The organism is Pseudomonas imrae (genome assembly GCF_046352735.2).
Lineage (GTDB): Bacteria > Pseudomonadota > Gammaproteobacteria > Pseudomonadales > Pseudomonadaceae > Aquipseudomonas > Aquipseudomonas imrae.
Window position 1 is genome coordinate 5368373 of record NZ_CP110853.2, and the last position, 15182, is coordinate 5383554.

13 protein-coding genes are annotated in these 15182 nt (G+C 59.5%); 9 read left to right on the plus strand and 4 right to left on the minus strand.

Annotated elements, in window-relative coordinates:
- Positions 1-26: 26 nt before the first annotated feature.
- Positions 27-1202, plus strand: a complete 1176-nt coding sequence (locus tag OQ460_RS24600; RefSeq protein ID WP_410017906.1) for an integrase core domain-containing protein — start codon at positions 27-29, stop codon at positions 1200-1202.
- A gap of 68 nt (positions 1203-1270) precedes the next feature.
- The gene (locus OQ460_RS24605) at positions 1271-2407 is read left to right on the plus strand and encodes a hypothetical protein (protein WP_410019848.1); all 1137 of its coding nucleotides are present in this window, start codon (positions 1271-1273) and stop codon (positions 2405-2407) included.
- 46 nt (positions 2408-2453) lie between these two features.
- On the opposite strand, the gene OQ460_RS24610 is transcribed toward OQ460_RS24605, so the two are convergent.
- The gene (locus OQ460_RS24610; protein ID WP_410019849.1) at positions 2454-4004 is read right to left on the minus strand and encodes a PLP-dependent aminotransferase family protein; all 1551 of its coding nucleotides are present in this window, start codon (positions 4002-4004) and stop codon (positions 2454-2456) included.
- A gap of 103 nt (positions 4005-4107) precedes the next feature.
- Here OQ460_RS24610 and OQ460_RS24615 point away from each other — a divergent pair, with 103 nt between their 5' ends.
- The 3 genes from OQ460_RS24615 to OQ460_RS24625 are packed head-to-tail and all read left to right on the plus strand — an operon-like array spanning position 4108 to position 5874.
- The gene (locus OQ460_RS24615) at positions 4108-4743 is read left to right on the plus strand and encodes an FMN-binding negative transcriptional regulator (RefSeq protein ID WP_410019850.1); all 636 of its coding nucleotides are present in this window, start codon (positions 4108-4110) and stop codon (positions 4741-4743) included.
- Positions 4740-5186: a GNAT family N-acetyltransferase gene (locus OQ460_RS24620; RefSeq protein ID WP_410019851.1), complete on the plus strand. Its 447-nt coding sequence runs from the start codon at positions 4740-4742 to the stop codon at positions 5184-5186. The genes OQ460_RS24615 and OQ460_RS24620 overlap by 4 nt, the downstream gene beginning before the upstream one ends.
- A gap of 10 nt (positions 5187-5196) precedes the next feature.
- On the plus strand, positions 5197-5874 hold the full coding sequence (locus OQ460_RS24625; RefSeq protein ID WP_410019852.1) for a GNAT family N-acetyltransferase: 678 nt from the start codon (positions 5197-5199) through the stop codon (positions 5872-5874).
- Between the two features lie 85 nt (positions 5875-5959).
- Here the strand turns inward: OQ460_RS24625 and OQ460_RS24630 are convergent, their stop codons facing one another.
- Positions 5960-6862, minus strand: a complete 903-nt coding sequence (locus tag OQ460_RS24630) for a homocysteine S-methyltransferase family protein (protein WP_410019853.1) — start codon at positions 6860-6862, stop codon at positions 5960-5962.
- 110 nt (positions 6863-6972) lie between these two features.
- Between OQ460_RS24630 and OQ460_RS24635 the strand changes: the two genes are divergently transcribed.
- The 4 genes from OQ460_RS24635 (at position 6973) to OQ460_RS24650 (ending at position 11667) form a co-directional block, all read left to right on the plus strand.
- On the plus strand, positions 6973-7794 hold the full coding sequence (locus tag OQ460_RS24635) for an ABC transporter substrate-binding protein (protein ID WP_410019854.1): 822 nt from the start codon (positions 6973-6975) through the stop codon (positions 7792-7794).
- Positions 7791-8624 (plus strand): amino acid ABC transporter permease, encoded by an 834-nt coding sequence (locus OQ460_RS24640; RefSeq protein ID WP_410019855.1) that lies wholly within the window; start codon positions 7791-7793, stop codon positions 8622-8624. Before OQ460_RS24635 ends, OQ460_RS24640 begins: the two co-directional genes overlap by 4 nt.
- A 185-nt stretch (positions 8625-8809) precedes the next feature.
- On the plus strand, positions 8810-10147 hold the full coding sequence (locus OQ460_RS24645; protein ID WP_410019856.1) for an autotransporter outer membrane beta-barrel domain-containing protein: 1338 nt from the start codon (positions 8810-8812) through the stop codon (positions 10145-10147).
- 200 nt (positions 10148-10347) lie between these two features.
- On the plus strand, positions 10348-11667 hold the full coding sequence (locus OQ460_RS24650; RefSeq protein ID WP_410019857.1) for a hypothetical protein: 1320 nt from the start codon (positions 10348-10350) through the stop codon (positions 11665-11667).
- An 89-nt stretch (positions 11668-11756) separates the two neighbouring features.
- Here OQ460_RS24650 and oadA read toward each other — a convergent pair whose 3' ends face one another.
- Together oadA and OQ460_RS24660 are read right to left on the minus strand one after the other, a co-directional pair.
- Positions 11757-13565, minus strand: coding sequence for a sodium-extruding oxaloacetate decarboxylase subunit alpha (gene oadA, locus OQ460_RS24655; RefSeq protein WP_410019858.1), 1809 nt, complete (start codon positions 13563-13565; stop codon positions 11757-11759).
- Positions 13566-13666: 101 nt separating this feature from the next.
- Complete coding sequence (locus OQ460_RS24660) at positions 13667-15082, minus strand: acetyl-CoA carboxylase biotin carboxylase subunit (protein ID WP_410019859.1); 1416 nt, start codon at positions 15080-15082, stop codon at positions 13667-13669.
- Between the last annotated feature and the right edge of the window lie 100 nt (positions 15083-15182).

The following is a 15182-nucleotide window of genomic DNA, read 5'->3' on the forward strand; positions in this document are numbered from 1 at the left end:
ATGGTCGATTTCGCGAGGATCTGACCATGCCCTGGAAAGAGCTGAAACCTATGGACCTCAAAGTGATGTTCATCGCGGCGTATCTGTCTGAAGAGCACAGCTTTAGCCAGCTGTGTCAGGACTATCAGATCAGCCGAAAGACTGGCTATAAGTGGGTCGAACGCTATCAGCTAGAGGGGCCCAGTGGGCTCGATGAGCGTAGTCGGCGCCGGCACAACCAGACCTATGTGGTGCCGCTGGTTGTGAGGCAGGCAATCATTGAGTTTCGCTCTACTGGCGAAACGGTTCCGGGTCCTAAAAAGATTCAGAACGATCTGATGAAACGCTTTCCCGGACAGGATCCGCCTTCTAAAACGACCATCTACAACATCCTTAAGGCAGCGGACCTGATCACGTCTCGACCGTTGCGCCAGCGTGTCGCTGTCTATCCCAAGCCTTTGCGTAGGGCAGAATCGCCTAATCAACTCTTCAGCGCAGATTACAAAGGCCAATTTCTCACCGGAGCGGGTGTCTGGTGTTATCCGCTGACGATCATGGACCATGCCAGTCGCTTCTTGCTTGCCTGCGAGAGCATGGCTAACACCAATCTCAAGGAGACCCAGCAAACCTTCGAGCGCGTCTTTCGGGAGTATGGGATGCCTGAGCGCATCCGAACCGATAATGGCGTGCCGTTTGCGAGCACGGGGCGTGCGGGGTTGTCGCAGTTATCGATCTGGTGGCTACGCCTTGGGATTATTCCTGAGCGAATTGAGCCCGGTCGACCAGATCAAAATGGACGTCATGAGCGTATGCACCGGACATTGAAGAGTACGTTTCCCAAACCGCCGGCCATTGCCTGGGAGGCTCAGCAAAAACACTTTGATCGATTTATGCAGCACTACAATCACGAACGGGGACACGAGGCACTCGGCCAGAAAACCCCGGCGTCCTGCTATACCCCATCAACCCGAGCTTACCCGGAGAAACTACCGGAAATGGGGTATGCGAGCCATGTTGAGTGTTACCTGGCCGATGGTAGCGGAATCATTAATCGAGATGGTCTGCGGATATATGTGGGGAACCTGCTCAGGCATCAAACCATTGGAATGGAGATGATCAAAGACGGGGTATGGAATGTTATCTTCGGTCCGGTGATCCTCGGTCACGTCAATGCCCGGGACGCAAAAAACGGCTATGTTTCAATCAAAGTGTCACCTATGTGAATGCACTTTTTTGTAACCCATGTGGTTGTTCCGTACAACTGTGCCTGCGCGAACAAGCGGCCTCGAACATGGAAGACGCACGGTGGGCCGTCAGCATGGTGGTGAAACGTGCCGCACTGGCCGGCAAAGAAATTGCGGAAATGATGCGCAATGCCACAGAACACGCGCAGCCTGAGGAGCGTAGCGAGCGCCTGCTCAATATCGTCGATGAGTACATCAGCGTCAGCCAGCGTATCGACGAGCTGCCTGTGGACTATCCGGAACTGGTGGAGCCCGTCCCCCTGCAGCGCCTGAAAACCCTGGTGGGCGAGTTTCAACAGTTGGCGCAGGAAAAACTCGATAGCCTGCTTCCTCGCATCAACCAAAGCCAAACCGCCACTCAAAAGCCGCCGACTGCCGGCCCCTCCCGACCACGTCCCAAGGCCACTATCAGTAAAACCCGCCCCCGCGACTTACCCGGCAAATCTACCGACGCCCCCAAACCGGAACCCTTGCCGATTATCCAGCCCAAAGCCCCCCGCCCTGCGATACAAACCAAGGACTACACACAAGCAGTCATCGACGCGTTGGATTTGGATCTGGACATCGACGACTTTATCCAGCGCACGCAAAAAGATGCCCTCCGGCCCAAACGGCTCCCGGCGGATATGCAGGATATTTTCGATCAAAAAGCCGTACGACTGGAGCAAGCCGCCGACATCATCAAAAAGATGAACGTCAAGGCGCTCAAAAACACCGGGGAGATGCTACCTGTATCGCGACTGCCATTCGACTTGCGCGAAGGAGCCACCAGAATGCGCCGCGAAGGCATCGCGACCCGAGCGAAAATGCTCAAGACTCGCAAGCCCCGCCAGTCCGACTTCCAATGGTTGCTCGACCATGCCCATGTGCGCGTGGTGCGCAATAACGCCGGCAGAATCAAAACCCGGCAGTACAAGGATTATTTTCAGGAATACCAGATCCTCGACACGGCCAACCTGGATCAACCCCTGTGGGTAGCGCACTTTCACTATCCGGCCCTCAACACCCCGGCCTCACGATTTACCGCAGCGCACCTTAAAATCGCCGATCAACGCCTGCGGCAGCTTTCACCCGAAATTGCTCAAGCATTGTCCAGCCGCTCCCCCTGGGATAATTACCTGCGCATACTCAGCGATCCCGTACTGCAAGCAGAATTTTTGAAACTGGAACCGTCCGCGCGCTGAATCCTGCCGCCTGTACTCAAGATTCGCCACACTTTGCATAGGGAAGTTATTCAGCGAGCCAGGCCATGCGCAATCGTGCCAAAGCCTGGGCAATAGTCACCTCGGGCACTGCGGCAAACCCCAGCACCAGGCCAGCACGCTGATCCGGCGGGGTGCTGGAGTCCGGTAGCCAGTAGCTGCTCAAGCCGGTGACCTCGACTTCCACCGCCCGCGCCTGGGCCAGCAGTTCCTGCTCACGGGCCAGGCTGTCCACTCGCACCGTGAGGTGCAGCCCCGCAGCGACACTTGGCAGGCTGCCCACACCGGGTATGTAAGCAGGCCATCCAGCCAGCAAGGCATTGCGCCGACTCAACGCGGCGCGCCGCATGCGCCGGATGTGGCGCTGGAAATGCCCCGCGGCCATGAATTCAGCCATCACCGCCTGGGTGCTGACTTCTGAATGCCGGACATCCACAGCACGGCGTCGGGTAAACCCTTCCACGCATCCCGGCGGCAACACCAGGTAACCCAGGCGCAACGCGGGAAAGGCCACCTTGCCAAATGTGCCGACGTACAACACCCGTCCACTGCGGTCCAGCGCAGCCAGAGGAGCCAGGGGTGCGCCGCTGTAGCGGTACTCGCCGTCGTAGTCATCCTCGATGATCCAGCCGTCGCGACGCTCGGCCCAGGCCAGCAATTCCAGGCGTCGGGCCAGGCTCATGACCACGCCTGTCGGGTATTGATGCGACGGCGTGACATAGACCAGGCGGCAATCATCGAGTGCGTTGAGGGCCGTGCAGTCGATGCCATCACTGTCTACCACCACGCCGTGGAGTTTTGCGCCGGCAATCGCGAACGCATGCCCGGCTGCCCGGTAGCCCGGGTTTTCAATCGCCACCATGTCCCCTGGTGCCACCAGCAGCTGTGCACAAAGGCTTATTCCCTGTTGCGCGCCGCTGGTGATCACTATTTGTCCAGCTGTGCATTGCATGCCTCGAGAGCTGCGCAAGTAGGCCGCAATCAGGCTCCGCAGCCGCTCATCGCCTGCCGGGTTGCCATAACACAGTTGCTGCAGGTCCGGCTTGCGCCAGAAAGCCGCATTCAGCTTGGCCCAGACGTCGAACGGGAACAGATCGAAGGCCGGTACACCCACCCGAAACGCCCGTGGCGGGCCAGTGGGAGGCAACGGCAAATGGTTACTTTCCAACCGGGTAAAAACCGCGCTGTGGATAACTTTTCTGGATGGATCCCCAGGCATATCCAGCGGTTTTGTGGATAAGGTTGGGGATAAGCCTGTTGAAAACCCTGTGGACAGTTTTGTGGATAGTTTTTTTGCGATGCCAGCGGTTGTCGGCAATTTCGCCACATAGGTGCCGTCGCCGACCCGACCTTCGATGAAGCCTTCGGCGCAGAGTTGATCGTAGGCCCTGACCACGCTGTTACGGGAAATCGACAGCGCCGCCGCCAGGTCCCGGCTGGCCGGCAACCGCGTGCCACTGGCCAGGCGCCCATCCAGCACCCGTTGACGCAAGGCCTGATACAACTGGCGTGTCAGCCCCAGGCGTCGATCCAGGTCGATCCCGGCAGGGTTGAACGACAGTGGCAGCTCTGACGGCATGGCAAACACTCCGTAAATTGGACCCATAAAATTTGCCAAAGATGGCTCTTACAACGAACCATTACCCTGCCTAGGATGCAAGCATTCGCCAAGGAAAATAATCATGTACACGCCCCGCGCCTTTGTTCTCGACGACTTGCCCGAAATCCAGCAACTGATCCAGCACACGCGCCTGGCTCAACTGGTGACCTTTGGTAAACAAGGTCTGCTGGCCAGCCATCTGCCGCTGCTGCTCAATCCTGATGAAGGCCCGAACGGCACGCTCTACGGACATATGGCCAAGGCCAATCGCCAGTGGCAGGATCTGCAAGACGGCGCCGAGGCGCTGGTGATTTTTGCCGGCGCCGAGGCATATATCAGCCCCGCCTTTTACCCGGCCAAGGCTGAACACGGCAAAGTAGTGCCTACCTGGAATTACCTGGCGGTCCACGCTTACGGCAAAGCCCAGGTGTTCAGCGATGCGACGCGCCTGCTTGAGCTGGTCAGTGCCCTGACCCAGCGCCACGAAGCCGGCCGCGCGCAACCGTGGAGCGTCAGCGATGCCCCCGCCGACTATATCGACGGCATGCTCAAGGCCATCGTCGGCTTTGCCCTGCCAATCGAGCGCCTGCAAGGCAAACGTAAACTCAGCCAGAACCGCAGCGCAGCCGACATAGCCGGGGTGCGCGACGGGCTGGCTGCCAGCCCCGACGTGCGTGACCAGACCCTCGCACGATTCATTCCCCAGGAGCCTGCATGAACCCAATCGATATCCGCCCGGTAACCGCTGCCGATCACGCCGCGTGGTTGCCGCTGTGGCAGGCGTACCTGCGCTTTTACAACACCGAGTTGCCCGATGCGGTCAGCATCAGCACTTGGCAGCGCATGCTCGACGCCAACGAACCAACCCACTCTGCCCTGGCCTGGCAGGACGACACAGCGGTGGGCATGGTCAACTTCATCTATCACCGCTCCAACTGGAGTATCGAGAGCTCGTGCTACCTGCAAGACTTGTTTGTGGACCCCGGCCAGCGTGGCAGCGGAGTCGGTCGCCGGTTGATCGAATTTGTCTACGCCACGGCCAAGGCCGACGGTTGCTGCAAGGTCCACTGGCTGACCCATGAGAGCAACGCCACTGCCATTCAACTCTACGAACGCATCGCCGAACGCCCTGGGTTTATCCAGTTTCGCAAAGGCCTTTAAGGAGCACCCCATGTCGACATCACTGGCAGACTGGAAAGGCGCACCAGCGCCTGACGTTCAACAGATCGACGGGCGTTTTATCCGCCTGGAAAAACTCGACCCGGCCCGCCACGGCGACGGCTTGTGGCAAGCCCTCGAAGGCCCCGGTGCCGACCCCAAGCTGTGGGATTATTTGCCCTATGGCCCGTTTTCCGAGCGCGCCGCCTTCGATGGGTGGCTCAATAACCATGCAGCCAACAGCGATCCGTATTTTTTCAGTGTCATCGATCGCGAAAACGGCGAGGTGCAGGGCATTCTCAGCCTGATGTCGATTGTTCCAGCCCAGGGCCGGATCGAAATCGGCCACGTCACCTTCGGCGCGCCAATGCAACGCTCACCGAAAAGCACCGAAGCGGTTTACCTGCTGGCCAAGTATGCGTTCGAGCAGGGATACCGCCGCCTGGAATGGAAATGCAACAACGCCAATGCCCGCTCCAAATACGCCGCCGAGCGGCTGGGGTTCAGTTTTGAAGGGGTGTTTCGCCAGCACATGGTGGTCAAGGGCCAGAACCGCGATACCGCGTGGTATTCGATTCTCGACTCGGAGTGGCCGACAGTGGGCGCGGGGTTTACGGCGTGGTTGTCCGAGGAAAACCAGGCAGGTTCGGGCCAGCTGAAAAGCCTGGCGCAGTGCCGTACCGAATTCTGACCATTAACGCAGGGCAAAATGTGGGAGCAGGCTTGCTCCCACACAAGCCCGCCCACCTTTGATCCAGGGTGTCCTCGGGAGCGGGTCAGCTACCCAGTTTTTGCGCCAACACCGCAATATGCTCCGGCCCGATTCCGCAGCAACCCCCCAAATGACTGGCACCACGTGCCTGCCAATCCGCCGCCCAGTGCAGGTAGCCGGGTGGATCGAGGTCTTCGCGCAGCGGGTCCAGGCCATCATTGGCCGTGGCTTCCTTGGGCTGCGGTGGGAAGGCGTTGGCGTAGGCACCGATTTGAATCGTCACCCCCAGGCGCTCGAAAGTCTGGCGTGCAGCGTCAATCGCCGCGCCGATGACTTCCGGCTGGCTGCAGTTGAACAGCAGCACCTGCACACCCAACTGCGCCGCCGCCTCGGCTGCGTCTGCCACAGGCTCGCCGGAACGCAGGCGCGGCACTTCGTCGGTGTCTTCATCTTTCAAGGTAAACGACAGCCAGAACGGCTTGCCGTCTTCCGGCAGCCCCGCACGGATGGCGCGTGCTTCGACAATCGAGCTTTGGGTTTCCGCCAGCCAGAGGTCAACGTGCGGGGCCAGCCCCTGCACCAGCGGCGTCAGCAACTGCGACACGCGCTGCGCTTCAAACAGGTCGGGACGGTAAGAACCGAACAATGGCGGCAGCGAACCGGCCACGCGCACGGCTTTGCCTGAGGCATCCACCGCGCGCCGCGCCAACTCACCCGCCAGCGCTGCCAAGGCCTGGCCTTCAATTGCAAACCGCGCTTCGCCGATATGAAACGGCACCACCGCGTAGCTGTTGCTGGTAATCACATTGGCGCCGCTTTCGATATAAGCCGCATGCACCGCCTCTACCGCCTGCGGAGCTTCGCTCAAGGCCAATGCCGACCACTCCGGCTGCCGGAACGGCGCGCCACGGCGTTGCAGTTCACGGCCCATGCCGCCGTCGAGAATTACTGTACTTACTTCGCCCATATGCTTTTTACTCATAAGCTTATGAAAATAACTCACTATGAGAGCTGTTCTTATAACTATTTAATGCGTACCACTCGGTTAATAACAACCTCTTTTTTCAGGTGTCGATTGTGAAACTTAAACCGCTACTGGCCCTGGGCCTGACGATTCTGGCCGCCTCTAACCAAGCCTTTGGCGGTGCCACCCTGGATCGCATCGAGCAAAAGAAAGAACTGGTAGGTGTGCTGATGGAAAGCTACCCACCGTTCTCGTTTCTCAATGAGCAGAACCAACTCGACGGCTTCGACGTGGATGTGGCCAAGGCGGTAGCGCAAAGGCTCGGCGTGAAACTGCGCCTGGAGACCCCGTCCTGGGACGTGATCGCAGCGGGCCGCTGGAACGGTCGTTACGATATCTGCATCTGCTCCATGACCCCGAGCAAGGCCCGCGCCGAGGTATTTGATTTCCCGGTGGAGTATTACGCCTCGCCGGCCGTGATCGTGGTCAACGCCGAGGATGACCGTATCCACAACGCCAAAGACCTGAGTGACAAGAAGGTCGGCCTCATGAGCGCCTCCAGCTACGAAAGCTACCTGAACAAAAACCTGGTGATCGAAGGGGCCGAAGACACACAACTTCAGTACCCATTCGAAAATGTCCAGATCGCACCTTATGACACCGACAACGTAGCCTTCCAGGACCTGGGCCTGGGCGCTGGCGTGCGTCTGGACGCGATTCTCACCAATCTGGTGACCGCCCAGCCACGCCTGACTCAAGACAAGCGCTTCAAACTTGTCGGCGCACCGCTGTACTCGGAACCCAATTCGGTGGCCATCGAAAAAGACGACGCCCAATGGAGCAGCAAGGTGCGTGAGGTCTTTGCCCAGCTCAAGCAGGACGGCACCTTGAGCACGCTCTCGCAGAAATGGATCGGCGCCGATATCAGCCAATGACTGCGTTCCCGCCTCCCTCTTCCAAGCCGTCCTTGATCAAGACACCGCTGCAGCGGCTGCTGGGCTTTCGCACGCGTCTGTATCTGACCTGGGCAGCGCTATTCGCCTTGTTCGCCAGTTTCTTCCTGAGCTTTGACCTGAAGCTCTCGATCATTCTCGACAAGCTGCCCAACCTGGTGGGCCTGCATCTGGCGCCCAACGGTTTTCTGCAAGGCGCGGCGCTGACGCTGTTCCTGTGTGTGTGCTCGATTGCGGCGTCATCGGTGCTGGGCTTTGTTACCGCGCTGGGACGCTTGTCCAAGAGCGCCGTGGCCTTTGGCATTGCCAGTTTCTACGCCTCGTTCTTTCGCGGCACGCCGCTGCTGATCCAGATCCTGCTGATCTACCTCGGCCTGCCGCAATTGGGCCTGGTACCCGGCGCCATCACCGCCGGCGTCATTGCCCTGTCCCTGAATTACGGCGCTTACCTGAGCGAAATCTTCCGCGCCGGCATCCTTGGCGTCCCCCATGGACAAAGGGAAGCCGCATTGGCCCTGGGCATGCGTGACAGTGCGATCTTCTGGCACGTCACTCTGCCCCAGGCCATGCGCACCATCATTCCGCCCGCCACCAACCAATTCATCTCAATGCTCAAGGACTCGTCGCTGATCTCGGTAATGGGTGTATGGGAAGTGATGTTCCTGGCGCAATCCTATGGTCGCTCGAGCTACCGCTACATCGAGATGCTCACGACGGCCGCGATCATTTACTGGATCCTGTCCCTCGGACTGGAACTGATCCAGGCGCGCATGGAACGGCATTACGGCAAGGGGTACGTACGGCGGGGGTGAGATCAATACAGCGGCGAAATAGGGTGTAACAGCCGTGATCATGGCTTTATCGCGCAGCAGACGATGAGTTTTTAATCGCAGCAGACTAGAGACATCTCCCGCGAACGAGGGGCACTTGGCCTGACAGTTATCGCTCCTCTGCCCCGCTAAATTCCCGGCCTCCTATATCAAGAGGTTGGGTCTACATGTCACTCATCAAGAAACAACTCGCGCTGGCCATCACGTTGGCACTGGGCAGTACCGCAACTCAATACGCGCAGGCGTTGGCCGATATGGAGCCAAACAGCGAATGGCTCAGCGAAACGCCGCTGGAGGGGCAAAGGCAGTATGTCGATGCCCCGATTCCGGCACATGATCCTGCCTTGCCGGTCCCTGAGGCCTTCTATTTCGCCAACCATGCCACCAGCCGCAACGGCCTGAGTGTCGCCCGCCTCCTGGACACGACCGTCCAAACGCTACTGGCATCCGGACAACTGACGCCCTGGGAAGAATACGAACTGGGCAACGTCCTCGATTACCTGAGTAGTCAGGAACCTGGCAAAGTCGGATTGGCCCTCGAACAATTGGCAGGTAGCCAGAATGCCAACCTGGCCAGCGCCACCCAAAAGACTACCGGATGGTTGACGCAAAGCCTGCTATCGGCGATGCGCGACCTGCCGGCGTACGCACCCGGCGACAACGACAGTCGTCTCTGGGTCCAAGGCTACGGCAATACCGGTACCCTCAGTGGTGAGCATGGCAGCGCCGGTCTGCAGCAGAAAAACCAAGGCCTGGTAATCGGTGCCGACTGGGCCGTCGATCATGCCTGGCGCCTAGGCGTGATGGGTGGAAAATCCGTCAGCGATTTCGGCGCCAAGCGCTTCAAGTCCAGCCTCGACAGCTGGCATCTGGGTGGCTACGCCATCCGCCAGGATGGCCCGCTGGCTTTGCGACTGGGCGCGGTCTACAGCAGCCACGAGGGTCAGAACAAGCGCAGCGTCGATATCGACTTCCTCGATTTCAAAGAGCAACTCACAGGGCAATACACCGCCCAAAGCCAAAACGCTTTCGCTGAGTTGGGCTACCAAATGGGTGAGGGCAACATCAGTATCGAGCCTTTCGCAGGCATCGGGTTTCAACGCTACCACCGTGACCGTTTCAAGGAAAAAGGCGGCCTGACCGCGCTCAACGTCGACGACCAGACCCAGCAGAACCTCAGTAGCACCTTCGGCATTCGCCTGGCCACCCGATACACACTGGACGACCAGATGAGCCTGACGCCGCATTTGAGCACATCCTGGAAGCGCCTCTACGGTGATGTCGGCAGCGCGGTGCGCCAGTCCTCGCGCCTGTACGACGAGGGTGGGCTCAACAGTGATTTCACTATCCTCGGCACGTCCCTGGACCGCAACAGCCTGGCATGGCGCACGGGCCTTGACCTGGCACTGTCGGCAAACCATACGTTGGGCGTCGCGTATACCGGCGAGGTCAGCACCAGCAGTCGTGGTCACGGCTTGATGGGGCAGTGGCAGATGAGTTTTTAAACTTCGCGCAATACCGAGGGCTCTTACAACAACCCGCCCCGGGAGCTGACATTCGCAGTCGACGACCTCTATTAGATTCCGGCCTTTATCACACCCGAGGCCGGATCCATATGTCGCACATTACCGCTTATCTGCCAGCAACTCGTCCGCCATCCCCTGCAAACCCCGCGCCCTTCACAGTCAACCGCCCAGGCCAAACCTTGGAAACACAAGCCGCAAATGCCGTAGAGCTGGGTAAAGGGGCCAGGTTTATCAATTTCGGTCGGGTGATCACTGGCGCTTCCAACGGATTCAAGGAGTCCTATAACGCAATAACCCTTGACGGAGCTGGAGGCACGGTCATCAACCGCGGCACTATCACTGCCGGCAGCAACGGTATCAAAGTTGCTGATCAAGGCACTTTGCTCAATTACGGAGCCCTGACCGGCAACAAAGGTGCCGGCTTGAAATCCAAGGGCGATGCGATTGTCGTCAACCGCGGCACCATCACGGGTGCCGATACCTGGCGCCCACGGCAGAACGATGGCGACGGCGATGGATTGGATATCGACAGGATTGCCCACGTCTACAACTACGGCACCATCGAAGGCACTGGCGCCAATGGCAAGGACAAGGGCGGTACTCCCAACTCCAGTGAAGGCATCGCGATGGGCGGGGGCGAGATATACAACGACCAGAACGGACGTATCCGCGGGGCTCATCATGGAATTCTGGTAGACAACGGCGACCTGGGCCCTGCCCATGGCCAGACCCGCTTGATGAACGACGGAATAATCAGCGGTCACGACGGCTATGGCGTAAAGCTGATCGGCAACTTCAATGACCACATTACAAATAACGGCCTGATCTCGGGCGCCAACGGCATCGCCCTGGACATGGGCGAAGGTAACGATCATCTGGTTGTCAAAAACGCCAGCCGCTTTCTGGGACACGTCGACGGCGGCGGCGGGCTCAATGAAGTCAGCCTTGATGATCCCAAAGGCGGAATCTTCGATGGCAGCCGCAATACCCAGCGCCTGGCGGTACAAACAGGCGTCTGGACACTGCGCGGCGCGATAGACGACAACCGCGATGGCCGGGTACACACCGGCGCAACGCTGATCAACAGAAGCCACGTGGGCGGATCCTTGAACATCGAAAAAGGTGCAACCTACAGCGGTGGATCCGTGAATGCGCTGAACGTCGAAGGCACCTTGCAGCTCGACTTGGCCAGCGGCGCCCCCACTCATGTGCGGGACACTCTGCGCTTGGCCGACGGGGCTTCCCTGGTCCAGCGGTTCAACGCAACGGGCGATCGGGAAACACTCAAGGTCGGTGGCACCGCAACACTCGGTGACGCCACACTCACGCTCAACGTGGCCAATGAAAACGCGCTATTGGAAAACTATCCCTACCCCATTTTGAACGCGGGCGCGGTACACGGCCGGTTCGGCAAGATCACCGACAACTTGAAGAACTTGACGCCAACCTTGAGCTATACCCCAACCGCGGTTTACGTGACCTTTAGCCGCAAACCGTAAACCGGCTGCGCAACCCAGTCATTTCCCAGGCGAAAAAAAAGGGGGCACATGCCCCCCGAGGATTAAGCGGTAGTCTCGAAGGCTGTGTATCAGCCTTCGATTTCGATCAGGATTTCGCCAGGGTTGACCCGGTCGCCCTTGGCCACGTGAACGGCGGTAACCTTGCCGGCGATGGCCGCCTGGACTTCGGTCTCCATTTTCATTGCCTCGGTGATCAACACGGCCTGGCCGGCCTTGACCACGTCGCCTTCCTTGACCAGTACATCGACAATGTTGCCCGGCATCGCCGTGCTGACATGCCCCGGCTCGCTGGCCTGCTTGCGTTTGCTGCTGCCGCCGCCGACAAATTCGTTGAGCGGTTCAAACACCACTTCTTCCGGCATGCCGTCGATAGACAGGTAGAAGTGGCGCTTGCCTTCAGCCTTGACGCCAACACCGGTGATGTCGACGCGGTAGCTTTCGCCGTGCACGTCGATGACGAACTCGGTCGGCACGCCTTCACCGCCGGCACGGGCTACGCCGCCTGCTTCTGGGATCGGCAGCAGCACTTCCGGAGCCAGGGTGCCGGCGTCGCGCTCTTCGAGGAACTTACGGCCGATGTCCGGGAACATTGCATAGGTCAGCACATCCTCTTCGGACTTGGCCAAGGTGCCGATCTCGCCACGCAGCTTGGTCATTTCCGGCTTGAGCAGATCGGCCGGGCGTACGTCGATCACCTCTTCGCTGCCGATGGCCTGGCGGCGCAACTTTTCGTTAACGGTACCCGGCGCCTTGCCGTAACCGCCTTGCAGGTAAAGCTTCACTTCGTTGGTGATGGTCTTGTAGCGCTCGCCGGCCAGCACGTTGAAAAACGCCTGGGTGCCGACGATCTGCGAAGTGGGGGTTACCAGCGGCGGGAAACCCAGGTCTTCGCGCACACGTGGAATTTCTGCCAGCACTTCGCTCATGCGATTCAGTGCGCCCTGCTCCTTGAGCTGGTTGGCCAGGTTGGAAATCATCCCGCCCGGTACCTGGTTGACTTGCACACGGGTATCGACAGCCGTGAATTCGCTTTCGAACTGGTGGTACTTCTTGCGTACGGCATAGAAGTACAGACCAATCTCCTGCAACAGTTCCAAGTCGAGGCCGGTGTCGAATTCACTGCCTTTAAGCGCCGCGACCATCGATTCGGTGCCCGGATGGCTGGTGCCCCAGGCGAAGCTGGAGATCGCGGTGTCGATGTGATCGGCACCGTTTTCGATCGCCTTGAGTTGACACATCGCGGCCAGGCCGGCGGTGTCGTGGGAATGGATAAAGATCGGCAGGGTCTGCTCGGCTTTCAGCGCCTTGACCAGTTCGCCCGTGGCGTAAGGGGTCAGCAGGCCGGCCATGTCCTTGATCGCGATCGAGTCGCAGCCCATGGACTCCAACTGCTTGGCCTGGGCCACGAACGCCTCGATGGTGTGCACCGGGCTGGTGGTGTAGGCAATCGTGCCCTGGGCGTGTTTGCCGGCAGCTTTCACCGCTTCGATCGCCACCCGCAGGTTACGCACGTCGTTCATCGCATCGAAGATACGGAACACGTCGATACCGTTGACGGCAGCCTTGGCCACGAAAGCCTTGACCACGTCATCGCTGTAATGGCGGTAGCCCAACAGGTTCTGGCCGCGCAGGAGCATTTGCAGGCGCGTGTTAGGCAACGCGGCACGCAGTTTGCGCAGGCGCTCCCACGGGTCTTCCTTGAGGAAGCGCACGCAGGCATCGAAAGTCGCGCCGCCCCAGACTTCCAGGGACCAGTAGCCGACTTTGTCGAGCTTGTCGCAGATCGGCAGCATGTCGTCGGTGCGCATGCGGGTCGCCAGCAACGATTGGTGGGCGTCGCGCAGGATGGTGTCGGTGACGAAGATCTTTTTAGTCATTGGTATCTCCTCATAGCGACAAGTTTCAAGCTACAAGCTGCAAGAAAAAGCCAATCTGCTTTTACTTGCCGCTTGCCGCTTACAACTTGCAGCTGTTTTATTCATAAACCCGCATGTGCGGCGATGGCGGCGGCGATGGCCAGGGCCAGCTCTTCGGGTTTGCGCTTGATCGAGTAGTTGGTCAGCTCAGGATGGCTTTCCACGAAACTGGTATTGAACTGGCCACTACGGAATTCCGGATTACGCAGGATTTCCTGGTAGTAGGCGGCGGTGGTCTTCACGCCTTGCAGGCGCATATCGTCCAGGGCGCGCAGGCCGCGGTCCATGGCTTCTTCCCAGGTCAACGCCCACACCACCAGCTTCAGGCACATGGAGTCGTAGAACGGTGGGATGGTGTAGCCGGTGTAGATCGCCGTGTCGGTACGCACGCCGGGGCCGCCGGGGGCGTAATAACGGGTGATCTTGCCGAAGCTGGGCAGGAAGTTGTTCTTCGGGTCTTCGGCGTTGATGCGAAACTGCAACGCGAACCCACGGTGCTGGATGTCTTCCTGCTTGACCGACAACGGCAGGCCGGAGGCGATACGAATCTGTTCACGGACAATGTCGATGCCGGTGATTTCTTCGGTGATGGTGTGCTCGACCTGCACCCGGGTGTTCATCTCCATGAAGTACACCTCGCCCTCGGCGAGCAGGAACTCCACGGTACCGGCGTTTTCGTAGCCCACGGCCTTGGCGGCGCGCACCGACAGGTCGCCGATGTAGGCGCGCTGTTCGGGTGTCAACTGCGGACTTGGGGCAATTTCGATGAGCTTCTGGTTGCGACGCTGGATCGAGCAGTCGCGCTCGAACAGATGCACCACATTGCCGAAGCTGTCCCCCAGGATCTGCGCCTCGATGTGCTTGGGATTGACGATGCATTTTTCCAGGAACACTTCCGCCGAACCGAAGGCCTTGGTGGCTTCGGAAATAACACGGGGGAAGGCTTGTTCGAGTTCTTCGCGACTGTTGCAGCGACGGATACCGCGTCCACCGCCACCGGAGGTGGCCTTGAGCATCACCGGGTAACCGATGCGGTCGCCTTCGGCCAGCGCCTCAGCGATGTCCGCAACGTTGCCTTCGGTGCCGGGAGTCACCGGCACGCCGGCCTTGATCATGCTGCGGCGCGCTTCGGTCTTGTCGCCCATGCGGCGAATGACCTCAGCCGACGGACCAATGAATTTGATCCCACGCTCGGCGCAGATGTCAGCCAGTTCAGCGTTTTCCGACAGGAAGCCGTAGCCGGGGTGCAGCGCGTCACAACCGGTTTCCACGGCCAGGTTCACCAGCTTGCGCGGGTTCAGGTAACCGGCCAGGGGCTCGGCACCAATGCTGTGGGCTTCATCGGCACGCTTGACGTGCAACGCGTGACGGTCGGCGTCGGAATAGACCGCGACCGAGCGAATGCCCATCTCGGCGCAAGCACGCACGATTCGTACGGCAATCTCACCACGGTTGGCGATCAGGATCTTTTTTATCACTTGGAAATTCCCTTGAGCCGATTGCTGCGTTCTCCGCCCCTGCGGAGCGGGTCGGCGCGTGACCAAATGTTTCATGTCAGTCGCGTGACACACACTATGC

Bases quoted from the DNA above. Each gene is read 5' to 3' on its own strand.
- OQ460_RS24600 (WP_410017906.1), top strand. From the start codon at position 27: ATGCCCTGGAAAGAGCTGAAACCTATGGACCTCAAAGTGATGTTCATC.
- OQ460_RS24605 (WP_410019848.1), top strand. From the start codon at position 1,271: ATGGAAGACGCACGGTGGGCCGTCAGCATGGTGGTGAAACGTGCCGCA.
- OQ460_RS24610 (WP_410019849.1), bottom strand. From the start codon at position 4,004: ATGCCGTCAGAGCTGCCACTGTCGTTCAACCCTGCCGGGATCGACCTG.
- OQ460_RS24615 (WP_410019850.1), top strand. From the start codon at position 4,108: ATGTACACGCCCCGCGCCTTTGTTCTCGACGACTTGCCCGAAATCCAG.
- OQ460_RS24620 (WP_410019851.1), top strand. From the start codon at position 4,740: ATGAACCCAATCGATATCCGCCCGGTAACCGCTGCCGATCACGCCGCG.
- OQ460_RS24625 (WP_410019852.1), top strand. From the start codon at position 5,197: ATGTCGACATCACTGGCAGACTGGAAAGGCGCACCAGCGCCTGACGTT.
- OQ460_RS24630 (WP_410019853.1), bottom strand. From the start codon at position 6,862: ATGGGCGAAGTAAGTACAGTAATTCTCGACGGCGGCATGGGCCGTGAA.
- OQ460_RS24640 (WP_410019855.1), top strand. From the start codon at position 7,791: ATGACTGCGTTCCCGCCTCCCTCTTCCAAGCCGTCCTTGATCAAGACA.
- OQ460_RS24645 (WP_410019856.1), top strand. From the start codon at position 8,810: ATGTCACTCATCAAGAAACAACTCGCGCTGGCCATCACGTTGGCACTG.
- oadA (WP_410019858.1), bottom strand. From the start codon at position 13,565: ATGACTAAAAAGATCTTCGTCACCGACACCATCCTGCGCGACGCCCAC.